This is a genomic window from Streptomyces sp. NPDC019937 (assembly GCF_040631655.1).
In the GTDB taxonomy this organism is placed as follows: Bacteria; Actinomycetota; Actinomycetes; order Streptomycetales; family Streptomycetaceae; genus Streptomyces.
In genome coordinates this window covers 40,162-55,757 of sequence record NZ_JBEYAL010000051.1, presented here as the reverse complement: position 1 = coordinate 55,757, position 15,596 = coordinate 40,162, and the positions used below count along the sequence as shown (strand labels likewise).

General features: G+C 73.2%; 21 protein-coding genes. All 21 read right to left on the bottom strand.

Annotated elements, in window-relative coordinates; genetic code table 11:
- Positions 1-101: biotin carboxylase N-terminal domain-containing protein (locus tag ABZ562_RS36070; protein WP_344316556.1), on the bottom strand; the 101-nt coding region annotated here is incomplete at its 3' end.
- A 51-nt stretch (positions 102-152) separates the two neighbouring features.
- Positions 153-1,082 carry an alpha/beta fold hydrolase gene (locus tag ABZ562_RS36065; protein WP_361488189.1) on the bottom strand — a complete coding sequence of 310 codons (930 nt, stop codon included), beginning with the start codon at positions 1,080-1,082 and terminating at the stop codon, positions 153-155.
- A gap of 125 nt (positions 1,083-1,207) precedes the next feature.
- Positions 1,208-1,948, bottom strand: coding sequence for a DsbA family protein (locus ABZ562_RS36060; protein WP_361488186.1), 741 nt, complete (start codon positions 1,946-1,948; stop codon positions 1,208-1,210).
- Positions 1,949-2,011: 63 nt separating this feature from the next.
- Positions 2,012-2,755 (bottom strand): 3-oxoacyl-ACP reductase FabG, encoded by a 744-nt coding sequence (gene fabG / locus ABZ562_RS36055; protein ID WP_361488184.1) that lies wholly within the window; start codon positions 2,753-2,755, stop codon positions 2,012-2,014.
- Between the two features lie 4 nt (positions 2,756-2,759).
- On the bottom strand, positions 2,760-3,248 hold the full coding sequence (locus tag ABZ562_RS36050) for a beta-hydroxyacyl-ACP dehydratase (protein WP_361488181.1): 489 nt from the start codon (positions 3,246-3,248) through the stop codon (positions 2,760-2,762).
- A complete protein-coding gene (locus ABZ562_RS36045) occupies positions 3,245-3,655 on the bottom strand; it encodes a 3-hydroxyacyl-ACP dehydratase (RefSeq protein ID WP_361488179.1) in 411 nt (136 codons plus the stop codon). Before ABZ562_RS36045 ends, ABZ562_RS36050 begins: the two co-directional genes overlap by 4 nt.
- A gap of 1 nt (position 3,656) precedes the next feature.
- Positions 3,657-3,911, bottom strand: a complete 255-nt coding sequence (locus ABZ562_RS36040) for an acyl carrier protein (RefSeq protein WP_361488176.1) — start codon at positions 3,909-3,911, stop codon at positions 3,657-3,659.
- A 29-nt stretch (positions 3,912-3,940) separates the two neighbouring features.
- Entirely contained in the window at positions 3,941-4,399 is a 459-nt protein-coding gene (locus ABZ562_RS36035) for a hypothetical protein (protein WP_361488173.1), read from the bottom strand.
- A 26-nt stretch (positions 4,400-4,425) separates the two neighbouring features.
- Complete coding sequence (locus ABZ562_RS36030) at positions 4,426-5,607, bottom strand: beta-ketoacyl synthase N-terminal-like domain-containing protein (RefSeq protein WP_361488170.1); 1,182 nt, start codon at positions 5,605-5,607, stop codon at positions 4,426-4,428.
- A gap of 47 nt (positions 5,608-5,654) precedes the next feature.
- Positions 5,655-6,053, bottom strand: a complete 399-nt coding sequence (locus ABZ562_RS36025; RefSeq protein WP_361488167.1) for a hypothetical protein — start codon at positions 6,051-6,053, stop codon at positions 5,655-5,657.
- A gap of 4 nt (positions 6,054-6,057) precedes the next feature.
- Positions 6,058-6,465, bottom strand: coding sequence for a hypothetical protein (locus tag ABZ562_RS36020; protein WP_361488165.1), 408 nt, complete (start codon positions 6,463-6,465; stop codon positions 6,058-6,060).
- Complete coding sequence (locus ABZ562_RS36015; protein WP_361488162.1) at positions 6,465-6,791, bottom strand: hypothetical protein; 327 nt, start codon at positions 6,789-6,791, stop codon at positions 6,465-6,467. The genes ABZ562_RS36020 and ABZ562_RS36015 overlap by 1 nt, the downstream gene beginning before the upstream one ends.
- Positions 6,788-7,579, bottom strand: a complete 792-nt coding sequence (locus ABZ562_RS36010; RefSeq protein ID WP_361488159.1) for an SDR family oxidoreductase — start codon at positions 7,577-7,579, stop codon at positions 6,788-6,790. Before ABZ562_RS36010 ends, ABZ562_RS36015 begins: the two co-directional genes overlap by 4 nt.
- A 25-nt stretch (positions 7,580-7,604) precedes the next feature.
- Positions 7,605-8,552: a beta-ketoacyl synthase N-terminal-like domain-containing protein gene (locus ABZ562_RS36005; RefSeq protein ID WP_361488156.1), complete on the bottom strand. Its 948-nt coding sequence runs from the start codon at positions 8,550-8,552 to the stop codon at positions 7,605-7,607.
- Complete coding sequence (locus ABZ562_RS36000; RefSeq protein WP_361488154.1) at positions 8,552-9,730, bottom strand: beta-ketoacyl synthase N-terminal-like domain-containing protein; 1,179 nt, start codon at positions 9,728-9,730, stop codon at positions 8,552-8,554. Before ABZ562_RS36000 ends, ABZ562_RS36005 begins: the two co-directional genes overlap by 1 nt.
- Positions 9,730-10,710, bottom strand: coding sequence for a hypothetical protein (locus ABZ562_RS35995; RefSeq protein WP_361488151.1), 981 nt, complete (start codon positions 10,708-10,710; stop codon positions 9,730-9,732). The genes ABZ562_RS36000 and ABZ562_RS35995 overlap by 1 nt, the downstream gene beginning before the upstream one ends.
- The gene (locus ABZ562_RS35990) at positions 10,710-11,774 is read right to left on the bottom strand and encodes a beta-ketoacyl synthase N-terminal-like domain-containing protein (RefSeq protein WP_361488148.1); all 1,065 of its coding nucleotides are present in this window, start codon (positions 11,772-11,774) and stop codon (positions 10,710-10,712) included. Before ABZ562_RS35990 ends, ABZ562_RS35995 begins: the two co-directional genes overlap by 1 nt.
- On the bottom strand, positions 11,771-12,916 hold the full coding sequence (locus ABZ562_RS35985) for a beta-ketoacyl synthase N-terminal-like domain-containing protein (protein WP_361488145.1): 1,146 nt from the start codon (positions 12,914-12,916) through the stop codon (positions 11,771-11,773). Before ABZ562_RS35985 ends, ABZ562_RS35990 begins: the two co-directional genes overlap by 4 nt.
- 4 nt (positions 12,917-12,920) lie before the next feature.
- The gene (locus ABZ562_RS35980) at positions 12,921-14,156 is read right to left on the bottom strand and encodes a beta-ketoacyl-[acyl-carrier-protein] synthase family protein (protein ID WP_361488143.1); all 1,236 of its coding nucleotides are present in this window, start codon (positions 14,154-14,156) and stop codon (positions 12,921-12,923) included.
- A 37-nt stretch (positions 14,157-14,193) separates the two neighbouring features.
- Positions 14,194-14,445 carry an acyl carrier protein gene (locus tag ABZ562_RS35975; RefSeq protein ID WP_361488140.1) on the bottom strand — a complete coding sequence of 84 codons (252 nt, stop codon included), beginning with the start codon at positions 14,443-14,445 and terminating at the stop codon, positions 14,194-14,196.
- A gap of 263 nt (positions 14,446-14,708) precedes the next feature.
- Positions 14,709-15,470 carry a LuxR C-terminal-related transcriptional regulator gene (locus ABZ562_RS35970; protein WP_361488137.1) on the bottom strand — a complete coding sequence of 254 codons (762 nt, stop codon included), beginning with the start codon at positions 15,468-15,470 and terminating at the stop codon, positions 14,709-14,711.
- Positions 15,471-15,596: the final 126 nt, after the last annotated feature.

Genomic DNA, 15,596 nt, shown 5'->3' with positions numbered 1-15,596 from the left:
GGATCGGCGTAGACGGCTACGCTCGCGATCCCGGCATCCCGGCAGGCACGGGCAACACGGACAGCGATCTCGCCACGATTGGCGATGAGCACCTTCTGCATGCTCTCTCTTCCCTCTTCAGAAGTTACCGTCCGGCGGGGACGGTCACGTTGCTATCCCAGGGCCCGCTTGAGGAAATCCAGTACCACGCTCGCGTAGCCTTCAGGATCGGATTGCAGCCCGAGCAGGTGCTCGGCTCCCGGAAGGACGTGCGTCTCGGCCTGGGCATAGCGCTCGGCCAGCGCGTCCACCGAGGAGGGCGGCACGATCGCATCGTGCTCGCCCGACATGAACAAGAGTGGGATCTTGGCGAACTTGCCGGTCGCGGGCGGTGGCCATTGGGCGCGCAGCATGGCGGGCCCCAGGGCGCACAGCGTGCGGGTCACCACGGAACGGGACGGTTCGCCGCTCAGCGCGGGGGGCATCGGCAGCGCCTCCGCCTCCAGGTACTTGCGCAGCAGCGGCGGAACGTCGTGCCCGGGGCCGCTGTCGCACACCAGCGCGTCGAACTCGAACCCGTCGTGGGTCAGCGCCCACATGGCCGAGAAGCAGGAGAAGGAGAAGCCGTAGACGGCGATGCGCGCCGTGGCGTACCCCTGCTTGCCGCGCAGCCAGGACACCACCGAGGTGACATCGCTCGCGAACCGGTCGCCGAGCCCGAACAGCGCCCGGTCGTCGCTGCTGGCCCCGTGGTTGCGGTGGTCGAACAGGCAGACCGTGTACCCGGCGTCGTGCAGGAACTTGGCGTGGCCGAGGCTGTGGTCCTTGCCCGCGCCCAGACTGTGCGCGAGCACCACGACCTTCTCGGTGGAGCCGGGGCAGAGCCAGGCGTGCACCCGCTTCCGGCGGCCGAACGGGATCTCCAGATCGGTGCAGGGCAGCCCGTGGTCCCGGGGGTGCTCCCGCTGGGTCCGGTCGCGCGGGTGGAAGGCGAGATACGCCAGCTGGGCCCCGTACAGCGGGGCTATCGGCAGCGCCGCGACCGAGAGGGCGCGGGACACCGGCGTGGGTGGCCGCACCGGCGTCCGGGGTGGCTCGGGCATCGGCGTCCTCCGGGAGGGGGTGGAGTGTCCGTCGGCGGTCAGGGCGGTCTCGTCTCGGTCGGTGCCGTGCGGTGGGGCAGCGGGGCGGGTACGTCAGGATGACGGCTACGCGGGAGTACGGGCGGTCACCCGCAGCCCCCGGCGTGGCCCTGGTCGCCGGACCGGGCGGCCGCGAAGTCCGCGTCGGCCGGTGGCTCGGGGGTGGGTGCTCCGGATGCGCGTGGGGGCGCGTCGCGGGAGCGGACCGCCCCCGCGAACGCCGGGAGCCGGTCCACGCCCCAGTACTTGTCGTAGCCGAGGGTGAAGAACGGCACGCCGAACGCCCCGTCCCGGCTGAGGTCCAGCAGCGCCCGGAGCCCGCGCCCGGCGCGCAGCTCCGGGTCGTCGGCGGCACCGGCCATCCGGTCCGCCACGGCGTCCGGCAGCCCGAGGCCGGTGGCGAGGTCCGCGATGACCTCGCGGTCGCAGATGTCCCGGCCCTCCTGCCAGCGGGCCCGGTAGGTCCGCTCGATGTACGCGGGGCCGCACCCCGCGTCCAGCGCGGGAAAATACGCCAGATGCGGTACTTCCCAGACCGGGTCCCGGTCCATCGGCCAGGTGATGGCGAGGTCACGGTCGGCGGTCAGACGGCGCACGTCCTGAAGGATATAGAGGTGCTTGTCGCGTGACATCGCCGTGTACGGAAAAGAGCGGCCCTGTTCGGCCATACGGCGCTCGCCCTCCGCGTCCGGCTCCCACCAGGGGTGCCATTCCACCACCTGTGCGACATCCGGATAGCGGTCCATCAGATCACGGTAGGCGATCCAGCTGTACGGGCTGCGGAAATTGAAATAGAAGCGCGGCACCCTGCTGCGCCTGGCCGTCATGTCCGTTCCCCCTTCACCGGGGCCGTTCGGATCGCTCCGACCGCCGCCCGCTCACTCGCTCGCTCAGATCACGATGCCGCCGTCGACCTGGAACACCGCTCCGGTCACATACTCCGCCCCGACCAGGTACGCGACCATGTCGGCGACCTCCTCCGGGCGTCCGAAGCGGCGCAGCGGGATGCTCTGCTCCGCCTCCTTGCGCACACTTTCGGACAGTGCCGCCGTCATATCCGTCTCCACGAAGCCCGGCGCGACCACATTGGCCCGGATGCCGTACCGTCCGACCTCCTTGGCGAGCGATTTGGTGAAGCCGATGATCCCGGCCTTGGAGGCCGCGTAATTCGACTGTGCCGCATGGCCGTGCACGCCCGCCACCGAGGAGATGTTGATGATGCATCCGGACTTGCGCTTCATCATGCCGAATACGACCGAACGGCATATGTGGTACGTGCCGTCCAAGTTGACTTCCATGACGCCCCGCCACTCCTCGTCCTTCATCAACAGCAGCGGATTGTCCCGCGCGATGCCCGCGGACACCACCGCCACGTCGAGGGGACCGAGCCGGTTCTCGGTGAACGCCACGAGGTCGCGCACCGCGTCCGCGTCCCGTACGTCCGTCTGCCGGCCGACCACCCGGCCGCCGCCGAGCCGCGCCGCCTCTTCCTCCAGGGCGCGGGCCGCGTCGGGGCTGGACTGGTGACAGAACGCCACGTCGAAACCGTCCCGGGCCAGCCGCAGCACGGTCGCGCGGCCGATGCCCCGGGAGCCGCCGGAGACGAGGGCCACCTTGCTGTGCGCGTCGGACATGGTGTTACGTCACCTCTCCTGCCGGGGACTTGAGTTCGGCGGCCGGGCGCATCGTCATCACCAGCCGCCCGACAGTGAGCACGGTCGCGTCACCGACCAGGCTCTCCCCCTCGAACATGTACGTCTCCCCGACCCGCCGGGCCAGCCGGACGTGGTGTTCCACCACGTCGCCGGGGAGGACCGGGCGGTGGAATCCGGCGTCGGTGACCCCGCCGAGCAGCATCGCCATACCGTCCAGCACATCCGGATTGGGCTCCTCCCACGCCACCAGGACTCCCGCCACATGGCACCAGGATTCGAGGAGCACCGTCCAGGGGTAGTGGTAGGCCTCCGCGGGCGCGTCGTCGGGGACGGCCTCGTACCAGGGCTCGTTGCAGGTGACGGCCTTCAGCCCGGAGGCGCGCATCCCCGGGACCAGCTCGGTGACCCGGTCGACCAGCAGCATGGGGTAGCGGTGCGGCAGCACCCGCTTGATCTCGTCCACGGTGATCACCCGGTGGCCTCCCGTTTCTCGCGAGTGGTGAAGCGCAGCCGCACGCGGGCGGCGAGCCCGCGCTCGGTGGTGGCCTCGGCCCGGCAGCGCCAGTCGCCCGTCGCGTCGTCCCGTGACCAGGTGAACTCGCAGCTCAGGGTGGAGCCGGGGAAGACCGGGCCGAGGAAGCGGGCGGACTCGACCGCCGCCGGGGCGCCGCCCGGTTCGGGCAGCGTGGCGAGGGCGCCGCGCTGGACGTACTCGACGACGCACACCCCGGGGAAGATCGGGAAGCCGGGGAAGTGACCGGCGAACACCTTCTCCGTGCCGCGGATCACGGCCACGCACCGGGCGGGCCGCTCCCCCGGCACCCCGGGGTCGACCACCTCGACGGTGCCGTCGACGGGTCCGCACGCGGTCGCGGTCACCTCACTTCTCCAGCTTCGACGCGAGCAGGTCGTGCACCTTCCGCAGGGTGGTGATGCTCTTCATCTCCCGCTCCTCCAGCTTCACCGCGTACTTCTTCTCCAGTTCGACCATGACCTCCAGGGCCATGAGCGAGTCGACGCCGAGGTCCTTGACGAAGTCGGCCTCGTCGGTCACCTCCTCCTCTTCGACGTCGAGGACTTCCGCGACGAAAGTGCGCAGTTCGTCGAGGTCCAGGGCGGCGGTGGCGTCGGCCATGGCGGGTTCCTTCCCAAGGTCGGGGGTGTTCAGGGGGTTCCGGGTTCGGCGGGTTCGGCGAGCGCGGCGGGGGACTCGACCGGGGCGGTCGTCGCGTCCGCCGCGATCAGGCGGATCATTCCGGTCAGCCGGCGGCCGGGGCCCAGCTCCACGAACCGGGCGCAGCCCAGCTCGGTTTCGAGGGTCCGGACGCCGTCCTCCCAGCGCACCGGGCCGGTGAGCTGGGCGAGTTCGCGGTCCCGCCGGCCCTCGCCACCGCGGTGGGGGCGCGCGTCCGCATTGGCCGCCACCGGGATGTGCGCGGGCGCGAACTCCATGGCGGCCGGTGCGGCGAGCCGGTCGACGCCGGTGTGCCCGGAGATCTCGGCCGCCGGCGGCCAAGACGCGGTGTCCCGCCACGCCCGGCCCATGCCCGCCTTCTGGGCGCCCCGGCCGGGGAAGACCAGCGCCGTGCGCACGCCCGGCGCGGGTATCTCACGGCCCGTCATACGTGCTCCTCGTGCTCATGGCCGCCTCACCGGGTCCGCAGCAGGGCCGCGCCGACCACGCCGTCCCGGTCGATCGTGGTGACCAGAGCCGGGCTGCCGGGGGCGATCTCGCCGTGCTCGGCGAGCGCGAGGACGGCCGCGACCTGGAAGGCCGCCGAGGCGGCGCAGGTGTCGCCGATGACGTCGGCCGTCGCCACCCGCGGCGGCCGGTGCCCACCGAGGACGTCGGCGAGGGCGGCGCGCTCGGCCTCGCCCTCGGCGCCGGGCGCCTGGGCGTCGGCGAGGACCCGTACGTCGCCGGGCGCGGTGCCGGTACGGTCCAGCAGCCGCGTCACGGCGTCGGCGAGCGCCGTACGGGCCGCCGTCGGGTCCGTGGCGAAGCCGAACTCCACGCCCGCGACGTCGGCGAGCCCGCCGCGGCCGTGTTCGCGGGCCTCGTCGGCGGTCTCCAGCAGCCAGACCGCGGCGCCCTCGCCGAGCACGGCCGTCGTGTCGTCGTCGGCGCGGGTGTGCCACTCCAGCCAGGCGCGGGCGGAGGTGAACTCCTCGACCGCCCCGCACAGCACGGTGCGGGCGCGGCCCGCGCGCTGGAGCCGCAGCGCGTACCGCAGGGTGAGCAGCCCGGCGGCGCGGCCGCCCGCGATGGTGGTGTTGGGGCCCTTGAGGCCGTGCCAGATGGCGGACTGCCCGGCCGCGCAGTTCATGACGGTGTTGGGGAAGCGGGCCGGGTCCACGAAGAAGGGCTTGGCGCCGACGAGCGAGTCGCGGGTGAAGTCCATGATGGACTGGGCGCTTCCGGTGCTGGTGCCGAGCGCGATGCCGGTGTGCTCGCCGACGCCCGGCAGCCGTGCGGCCCCGTCGCCGCCGCCCGTGCCGCGTTCGCCGTCCCGTGCGCCCTCTCGTACGCCGCCGCGCCCGCTCTCGCTCTCGCTCTCGCCGGACAGCAGATGACGGATCGCGGTGACGGCGAGGCCGGTGACCCGGTCCATGGAGCGGGTGTTCTTGCGGCCGAGGATCTCCCGGATGTGGAAGTCCGGGACGAGGCACGCCTCGCGGAACGGAACCGACCACTCCTCGGGGTCCAGCGGCTTGCCGGTGCCGCGGCCGGACCGCAGCCCGCTGCTGAAGTCCGCGGCCCGCAGCCCCAGGGGCGATACGGCGGTCCATGCGGAGATGACCGGGCTGACCGCGGCGGGAGCGTTGACCATGGGCGTGGATACTCCTTCGGTTGTGGCCCGGGGGCCGGACGGGGTGCTCACAGGAACCACACCTGTTCGTAGGAGGGCCATCGCGCGGCGAGCCCGTGCGCCTCGATCACCCGCACGCCGGGCAGCAGCCGGTCGGCGGCGGTGCGCCCCAGCGCGGTCAGGTCGGGCCGCTCGACCAGCACGGTCACCCCGGCGTCGAGCACCTTCGCGACCGACGCGCGCGGATCGGGCAGGGTGTCCAGGGTGCGCCCGCCGAGGCGCAGCGGCGGCTGGGGTTGGGTGCGCAGGGCGTAGCCGACGGCGGGTCCGCGCAGCGCCAGGTGGCAGCCGCCGCCGCTCTGCCGGTGCAGATCGGGGACGACGTAGAGGGCGTCCGCGAACTGGGTCTCGACCGATCCGCGATACGCCTTCTCCATGATCAGCAGCCAGCGCGCCTGTTCCTTCATCGGTTCAGCACACCCCCATGACCAGGCTTTTGTCCGCCGCCTTGACGTGCTCGGCGAACAGGAACGGGGACCGCTTGCTGACCTGGGGGATCTGGTCGGCCGCGCCCCGGTCGTCGGCGCAGAAGCGGCAGACGTACCAGTAGAGCCGGTCGGGGTGGTCGGCGAGCAGATCGCGGACGATCAGCGCGGTGGACGGGTGGCGGCGCTCCAGGTCGGTGAGGTCGCGCGGTTTGGTGTCGCCGAGGGCCGCGCTGGTCAGGCCGGTGGCGTCGCCGCAGGTCCAGATCTGCACCCGGGCGCCGCGGTCGAGCAGCGCGGCGGCCAGCCGGAGCGCCGAGGTGACCAGGTCGCTCTGGTGGGGCGCGCCGAAGAGGTTGAGCAGCACATCGGTGGCGGGTATGGGCCGGGCCATCAGTGCCACACCGCCCGCACCTGGGGTTCCAACAGCTTGGCGGCCACGTCGTCCATCTCCACCATGCGGACGTCGGGGGTGAGGTCGGCGGCGGGCAGGGCCCGCTGGGCGGCCGAGAAGGTGTCCACCCACACCTCGCCGCCGTCGCGCAGGAACGTCTCGATGCCGGGCGCGGCTCCGGGGAGGGCGGCGGTGACCCCGTTCTCGACGAGGAACAGCACCACCCGGTGGCCGTCCCCGGCCAGCCGTGCCGCGTCGCCGACGAAGCGCTCGCAGGCGGGCCCGGTCTGCGGGCCGCCGCTCTCGATCAGCAGGTGGTCCGTCATGTGAGCAGTTCACCGCCGTCCACACCGATCACATTGCCGGTGATCCAGGAGGAGTCGGTGCGCGACAGCAGGGAGACGGCCTCGGCGACGTCCTCCGGGCGGGTGAGCCGCCGGTGCGGGTTGAGGTCGCGGGCGTACGCGGCGAGCTGTTCGCTGTCCGGGATGCGCTCCATGGACGGGGTGGGGGTGACCCCGGCCCGCAGCGCGTTGACGGCGATGCCGGAGGGGGCGAGTTCCAGGGCGAGTTGGCGTACGTGGGACTCCAGGGCGGCCTTGGCGGCGGAGACGGCCCCGTAGTGGGGCATGACGCGGGTGCCTCCGGCGGAGGTCATCGCGTACACCTTGGCGCCCCGGCGCAGCAGGCCCGCGGTGAACAGGTCCTGGGTCCAGTAGACGAGGGAGTGCGCCATCACGTCGAGCGTCATGTTCATCTGGCGGGAGGTGACGCTGCCCTCGCCGTCGGGGGTGACGTACGGCAGCAGGGTGCCGAACGCGAGGGAGTGGACCAGGACGCGGATGCCCGTGCCGCCGGTCAGCTCCGCGAACCTCGGCAGCAGTTCCTCGCGGGTGCGGGCGGAGGCGGCGTTGGCGTTGAAGAAGTGCGCCTGGACGCCGTGCGCGCGCATCTCCTCCTGGGCGACCGCCGCCTTCTCCTGGCCCTCGGTGGTGTCGAAGTGGACGCCCAGGACGCCGACGCCCGCGCGGGCCAGCTCGTGGGCGATGGCCAGGCCCATGCCGCTGGAGGCGCCCAGGACCAGGCACCAGGATCCTTCGAGTGAGGTGATCATCGGCCGCTCGCCCTCCGTAGTCCGGTCATCGGCTGCTCGCTTCGGCGCCGCCGGATCCGCCGGGGGTGACCAGGCAGACGGCGGTGTTTCCCTCGGCCGCCGCGGTGACGACGGCGTGTGCGTGGTCGGCCGGGTGCCGCAGGGCGGCGGCGACGCGTGCCAGCGGCGCCAGGCAGCCCGCGCCCGCCGGGACGCGTTCGGCCCCGGGGAACGCCGCCGCGACCGCCTCGCCCACCGCCTCGCCCACCGGGGAGCCGTCCAGGACGGCGGTGACGGTCAGCGGGGTGCCCGGCCGGTGGCCGAGGGCGGCGAGCGCGTCCCGCAGCGCCTCCGCGGCCGCCCCGGCGCCGCCGGCCGGGGCGGCGAGGGCGGGCGGCAGGAAGAAAGTGACGACCCCGACGCGCCCGTACGCCCGGCCGCCGCGCTCCGCGACGGCCGCCGCGGGCTCCAGCAGCAGCGCGACGGCACCGGCCTCCGAGGTGTCCGCGCCCGGCTCGCCCTCCGGCAGCGCCTCCTCCGTCGCCCCGGCCAGCAGCCGGGAGGCGCGCCCGGCGGCGACGGCGCGGGCGCCGGTCTGCAGCGCCTCCAGGCCGGCGACCCGGGGGCTGGTGACGGTGAGGTTGAACCCCTTGAGGTCGTGTTCGGTGGCCAGCCTGCTGCCGAAGAGGTTGATGGAGAAGTAGGGCGCGGTGACCGGGCTCAGCGCCCCGGCGCCGCCCGCCCCGACGACCGTACGGTCCATCGCGTGGTGCAGGGAGGTGGCCGCGCTGTTGGTGCCCACCGCGGCGCCACGGCGCTCGGGTCCGGCCGCCGTCAGCGCGTCCTCGCCCGCGTCGGCGAGGGCGCGCTTGGCGGCGGCCAGCACGTACTGGGAGGCGCTGGGCAGGTACTTGTAGCCGCGGCGGCCCAGCTCGGCACGGAAGTCGAAGCCGTCCGCCGCCACCTCGCCCACGCCCGTGACCAGGAGATCCATCAGCGGGCCTCCGCGAAGACGAGGGAGATGTTGTTGCCGCCGAAGGCATAGGCGTTGACCAGCCCGTAGCCGCCGTTCAGCGGGGTGCTTACCGACGGCAGCGGCACCGCGCACTCCGGATCGGGCGCCCCGACGGGCACGTTCGGCGGCAGCGTGCGGTGGTGCAGCATCAGGGCGGCGGACAGCGCGGCGAACGCGCCCGCCGCGCCGCCGGTGTGGCCGATGAGCGCCTTCAGGCTGTACAGCGGGGGCGCCGCCGCGCCCAGCACGGTGGTGAGCACCCGGCTCTCCACCACGTCGTTGAGGTCGGTGCCGGTGCCGTGCGGCACCACGAACCCGACCTCGCCCTCCCCCGCCTCGCGCAGCGCCTCGCGCAGCGCGCGCTCGATCTGCCCGCCGCCGGGCTCGGGCGCGGTCGCGTGGTGGGCGTCGCAGCTCCAGCCGCTGCCCGCGAGGCGGGCGTAGCCGGGCCCGGCGCCCCGCGCGCGGGCGTGCGCGGCGGACTCCAGGACCAGGACGGCGGCGCCCTCGCCGAAGACCGTGCCGCGCCGGTCGGCGGCGAACGGGCGGCAGCGCTCGGGGTCGATGGCGCCCAGCCGGTTGAAGCAGGCGAGCGCGACCCGGGAGTACGCCTCGGCGCCGCCCGCGAACACCACGTCCGCCTCGCCCGAGCGGATCAGGTCGGCGGCGATGGACAGCGCGTAACCACTGGCCGAACAGGCATTGCTGACGCACAGGTTGGGGCCGCGCGCGCCGAGCAGACCGCCGACCGCCGAGGCGACCGGGAAGACGGGCGCCCAGCGGCCGGAGTCCGGGGCCTCGCCCGTCCACCACGCCTCGTGCAGCTCCGTGTCGCCCATGCCGCTGCTGATCGCGACGGCCACCCGGCGCGGGTCGACGCCGCCCGGCTCCGCGAGCCCCGCGTCCCGGGCCGCCTCCCGGGCCGCCTCGATCGCGAACCGCGAGCCGCGCCCCAGCGGCAGCCCCTCCCACTCCGCGGGCCCCTCCGGCACATCGGCCCCGGGCACCAGATACATCCGCGGATGGTCCATGTGGGCGAGGGGGTCGGGCACCCGGGACGGGGCGGTGCGCGCGGTGTGCATACCGCGCCAGAAGGCGCCCGCGCCCGTGCCCAGCGGCGACAGCGCCCCCACCCCGGTGACCAGCACGTCGTCCATCAGGTGGCGCTCGGCTTTCCGGCCAGCGCGTCCAGCACCCGCCGGTCGAAGGGGACCAGATGCCAGTCGCGGCGGTTCTCGATCAGCGCGTAGCCGTGCACGATGCCGCCGGTGGCGGTGAGGGTGAGCGCGCCGTCGCGGACCGCGTAACAGTCCATGCGGGCGGTGTAGGTGAGGTCCTTGAAGATCTCCTCCACCGTGTAGACGGTGTACAGGTCCTCCTCCATCAGCGCCTCGTCGGTGATCCGTATCCAGGAGCGCGGCACGACCGGTATCCAACCGCGCTCGTCCAGCAGCGTCTTGATGGAGATGCCGCGGGACTTCACGAACCGGTCCTTGGCCTCCTCCATCAGCCGCAGATAGCCGGACATCTGCAGCCGCTCGGTGAAGTGGCAGTAGGGGTAGGTGATGTTCCACTTCCAGGCGTGGGCGTTACGGCCCTCCGTGAGCGCCGCCAGCACGGTCCGCTCGTCACCGTCCGGCACCGCCGGGCGCGGCTCGGCGGGCGCGCCCTCGCCCAGCCGGTCCACCGTGAACCGGCCGAACTCGCCGGGCGGTTCGGCGGCCCCCGTCAGATAGGTGTCGGCACGCAGCGAGACCCGGACCTTGGCGGTGACGGCCTTGAGGACGGAGCCGTCGCGGACGATCCGCAGCGTCACCCGGAAGGCGAGCGCCGTATCGCCGTCGGAGGTGCACGGCACCACCTCGGCCTCGGCCTCGTCGTCCAGGTGGAGGGCGTGCAGGATGCGGCTGTCCAGCGCCACGATGTCCAGCCCGAGCCCGTACTCCTCGTACAGCCGGCGGGCGGGCGCCCCGCTGCGGGCGAAGTGGACCAGCACCGCCTCCTCGATCAGATAGTTGACGTGCTTGAAGCCGATCCAGGTGCAGATGTTGGAGCCCTCGTACCGCGGCCGCAGCCGCACCGTGGTGGTGTCGGCCAGCAGGGCCTTCGTCGACGTCGGCGGGGCGGCGGCTCTCATCAGGTGCACTCCAGGGCTGAAATCTCTGACATCGCTGAAACCTCTGGCGCCCGCCGCTCGCCCGGCCCGCGCAGCAGCAGCCCGGCCACGGCGTCCGCCGTGTCGTCGCCGCTGGTGATCAGCGCCTGGCCCGCCCCGGCTTCGGCCCCTGCCGTGCCGAGCCAGCCGACCGCGGCGGCGCACTGGAGGACGCCGAGCGCGCCGGAGGCGCGGCCGACGGTGGTGGTGACGTCGTGCCGCGGTACGGCCGGAGGCACCGGTGCGTCGGCTGTCGGCTCCTGGTAGCGCTCCGGGGTGAACCAGACGCCCGGCCCGTCGCCGCCCTCCGGCAGCAGGGCCCGGACGCAGCCCGCGAGCCCCGCCCGGCGCTCGTACGGCCCCAGGACGGCGAGGGCGCGCGCCCCGCGCTCCTCCGCCCAGCGCGCGCCCTCGACGACGAGGGCGACCGCGCCGTCCAGCAGGTCGTCGGCGGGCCGGGCGAGCAGGTCGGCCACGACGGCGTTGTGGGTTTCGACGCCGACCACCAGGGCGCGGCGGACGCGGCCGGCGGCCACGAGCGTCGCGGCCCAGTGGACGGCGTCGAGACCGGACGTCGGCCCGTTGCACAGCATCAGATTGGGGCCGCGCAGCCCGTGCCGGATCGCGACCCAGGAGGCGATCACATTGCTGGAGGCGTTGGGCAGGCTCATGGGGCTCAGCGAGCGGGCCGAACCCTCGGCGATCGCGGCGGCGGTGAGGCACGCGGTGTCGAGGTTGCCCAGGTTGGAGCTGGCCACCACGCCGACGGTGTCGCCCGGCACGGTCAGCGTCCCGCCGTGGGCATCATCGGCGGGGACGAGGGCGGCGTCGCGTAACGCGTCGAGCGCGGCGCACAGCGCGAGTTGGGTCGCCCGGTCCTTGTAGCGGTGCCCGCGGCGGCCGATGCGGGCGCCGGTGTCGAACGGCTCGGGGGCGTGCCCAGGTGCGCGCGCGCCGCGCAGCAGCGCGTCCGGGGTGTCCGCGCCGGGCAGGGCCAGGCCGACCCCGGAGACGACGACGGCGCCGGGCGCTCGGGGCTCGGTCACCGGTCGGCCCTCTCCACGATGGCGACGGCGTTGACCCCGCCGAACCCGAACGCGTCGATCTGGGCGAACCGCAGGGGCTCCCCGCCGCAGGACTCCCGGACGAAGCGGAAGCCCTTCGCCTCGGGCAGCGGGTCGCTGAGGCCGAGGGTCGGCGGAATGCGGCCCGAGGTCAGCGACTTCAGCGCCACGATCAGGCTGACCAGCCCCGAACTGCCCGAGGTGTGGCCGGTCATGGACTTGATCGCGGTCATCCGCGGCGTCGTGACGTCCGGGCCGAAGACCTCGGCGATCGCGGCCGCCTCCGCGCTGTCGTTGAGCTGCGTACCGGTGCCGTGCAGCAGCACCAGGTCGATGTCGCCGGGGGTGACGCCCGCCCGCTGCTGGGCCTCGTGCACCGCCCGCACGATGCCCCGCGCGTCGGGCGCGGTGACATGGCTCGCGTCGCAGTTCATGCTGACGGCGCGAAGTCTTCCCAGCGCGCCGGAGCGCGCGCCGGACCCCTCCCGGCGCAGCACCACCGCCGCGGCGCCGTCGCCCATCAGCACCCCGCGGCGCTCCCGGTCGAACGGCCGTACCCGGTCCGGCGGTTCGGCGTTCACCCGGTCCAGCAGCCCGTACATGCTCTCGGTGAGGGTGTCGACCCCGGCCACGATCACGGTGTCCTCGGCTCCGGTGGCCAGCAGGTCGCTGCCGAGGGCGAGGGCGTACAGCGAGGCCGAGCACGCCCCCGCGAAGGTGTGGGTGCGCACCGCGCCGAACCGCTCGCGCAGCGCGGTGCCGAAGTGCAGCCGCGCCCCGGTGTCGAACGGGGTGCCGTCGCGCCAGGCCAGCTCCGCCGAGCGCAGCTCCCGCAGCCCGGTGCCGACGAGGACCGGCACCCCGCTCAGGTCCTCGCCGAGCCCGGCCTGCCGCGCCGCCTCCCCGACGGCGCGCAGCAGCCACGCGGTGGCCCGGCCGGGCACATCGGCGCCCGGTCCCGGCCGGTCGTCGATCTCGTACGCGTGCCGTCCCCGGTAGCGCCCGGGGTCGAAGCCGCGCAGTTCACCGAGTCCGCTGGTGCCCGCGCACAGGGCCGCGAAGACCTCGTCGACGCCCTCGCCCACGCTCACCACGGCGCCCGCGCCGGTCACCAGCTGACTCATGGCCTTAATCCCAGTCCGTGCCGCGCTTGCCGAAGATCACGACGGCGTTGTTGCCGCCGAAGGCGAGCCCGTTGTTCTGTACGACCCTCAGCTCGGCGTCCACCGCCTCGTTCGGTACGACGTCGAGGCCGCACTCCGGGTCGGTCTCCTCGTGGTTGATGGTCGGCGGGATGAACCCCTCGGTGAGGGCCAGCGCGCAGGCGATGGAGGCGAGCGCCCCGGCGGCGCCCATGGAGTGGCCGATCATCGACTTGATGGACACGGTGCGCGGCGGGGCGGCGTCGCCGAAGACCTGGCGGATGGCGCGGGCCTCGGTGATGTCGTTGGCCCGGGTGCCGGTGCCGTGCGCGGAGATGAAGTCGACCTCCTCCGGCTTGATCCGGGCGTCGTCGAGGGCGAGCCGCATGCAGCGGGCCACGCTGTCCTGGTTGGGGGCGACGGGGTGGTCGGCGTCGCAGTTGAGGCCGTAGCCGAGGACTTCGGCGTAGATCCGGGCGCCGCGGGCCAGCGCCGACTCCAGGCTCTCCAGGACGAGGACGCCCGCGCCCTCGCCGGTGAGGATGCCCTTGCGGTCCTTGTCGAACGGCTGGCAGCGCTCCGGCGCTATGGTGCCCAGCCGGTAGAAGCCGGTGAAGGTCTTGCGGCACAGGGCGTCGGCGCCGCCGCACAGGGCGATCTCCACGTCCCCGGCGCGAATGGCGTCGTAGCCGTAGCCGATGGCGTAGTTGCCCGCCGCGCACGCCGTGGGGAGGGTGACCGCCTCGGTCCGGGTCAAGCCGAACTCCGCCGCGATGACGGCCGAAAGCCGCCCGGCGGGCACCCGGCGGGCGACGGTGGGGTCCATCCGCTCGGGCCCGAGGTCGACCTCCGTCTCGACGAGCTGGTCCAGATCGCCCGACTCGCCGTCGGTGGTGCCGATGGAGATCAGCGACGGGAGGGCGCGCAGCGCGTCCTCCGCGATACCGGCGTCGGCCACCGCCATGCGGGCTGCCGCCACCGAGAACTGGCTCGCCCGGCCCAGGTTCTCCACGTCCAGATTGCGGATCCACCGCCCGGGTTCGAAGTCCGGGACCTCGCATGCCACCGCATGCTCGAAACCCTCGGTGTCGAACGCGGTGACCGGCCGTGCCGCGCTCTTCCCGGCGCGCAGTCCGGCGAGGAATTCCGCGGTGCCGATGCCGATGCCGGACACCGCCCCGAGACCGGTGACGACGACCCTGCGACCCGACTCACCACGCATATCGCTCTGCCTTCCGAGGAGTTGGCCGAGAGCCCCGTCACCAGCCTGCCGCGTCGGAAACGACCTCGTAGACGCCCTTGAGGTTCACCATCCGGCCCAGCTCGGACTGGTCGATGACGACATTGAACGTTTTTTCGAGCGCCGCAAGTATTTCAATGGCCCGCAGCGAATCCGCGTCATGCTCTTCTTTGAAGAGACTGCTCTCGGTGACCTCGTCCGGATCGATCTCAAGGATATCCGTGACGATTTCCTTGATGGTTTCCCGACGCTCTTCGACGATGGCGGCCATTACCGCGCACCTCCATTTTCGGCATGGGCAAAGCGACGACTCCCGATGACGCTATGCGCCGGTTCCGGGGCCGACAAGCCCCGAGTCCACTACCTGTCACACCGCCCGTGAACCCAACCGGACGACAACCCCCGCTGTCATAAAGCTGCACTGCGCAGCTGGTTACCGGAACGTCAGGATGCCCAATCTGCAGCAAGCTGCCACGGCGATACCCACAGACCGCGCAAATCAGCCGGAACCCGACTACCCGTCACAGCAGTCGACTAGTCGCGCTCCGCCTCCATGAGCCCCGCGCGCACGGCCCGCACCCCGGCCTGGAAGCGCGACTCCACGTTCAGGTCCCGCATGATGTCGGCCACGTAGCGCCGGTACGTCCGCACCGAAAGGCCCAGCTTCCGGGCGGCCGCGTCGTCCTTGTAGCCCTCGGCCATCAGCGTCAGCACCTCGCGCAGCACCCGGCCGCGCGCCCCGCCCTCGAACGACAGCGGCCGCATCGGGCGCTGCGCGGTGTCCCACATCCCGCACATCAGCCGGTGCAGCATCGCGGCCACCGTCGAGTTCTGGATCATCGAGGCGCGGGAGCCGCCCGGGTCGCCCGGGGAGCCCTCGGGCGCGATCACCGCCGCGCCGTCCACCGCCACCAGTTCCTGCCGCACGGAGCCGCACACCCGCACCTCCAGACGCGGCACCGTGCCGACCGTGCGCTGCCACCCCGCCCCGCGGATCACCCGCGGCGGGCACAGCATCCGGATCCGCACGCCCTTGCCGGACAGCTGTGCGAGCGTCTGCGCGACCAGCCGCGCATGGTCCTCCCCGGTGACCTCCGGCAGGCTCCAGATCACGTCACGCTCGGCGCGCAGCACCAGCCGGGCCACCCATCCGGCCACGGCCTCCCCGTCCACCGGGAGGTCCGCCGTCGCCGAGGCGAGCACGCCGCGGCGGTGGTGGGTCACCGCGGACTCGATCAGCCGTAACGCCTGGCCGAGGGCTTCTTCGAGGTTGTCCGACCTGGCTTCCGGCTCCATACGAACCGCTCTCCTTGTGCCCGCCGCGCCGTCAATACCGTCGATACCCTCAAGAGGCGTACGGTCATTTGGTTGAATTCCAAAATGGCTCAAAGGACACCCCCCGTTCCCCGATCGAGGCACAGT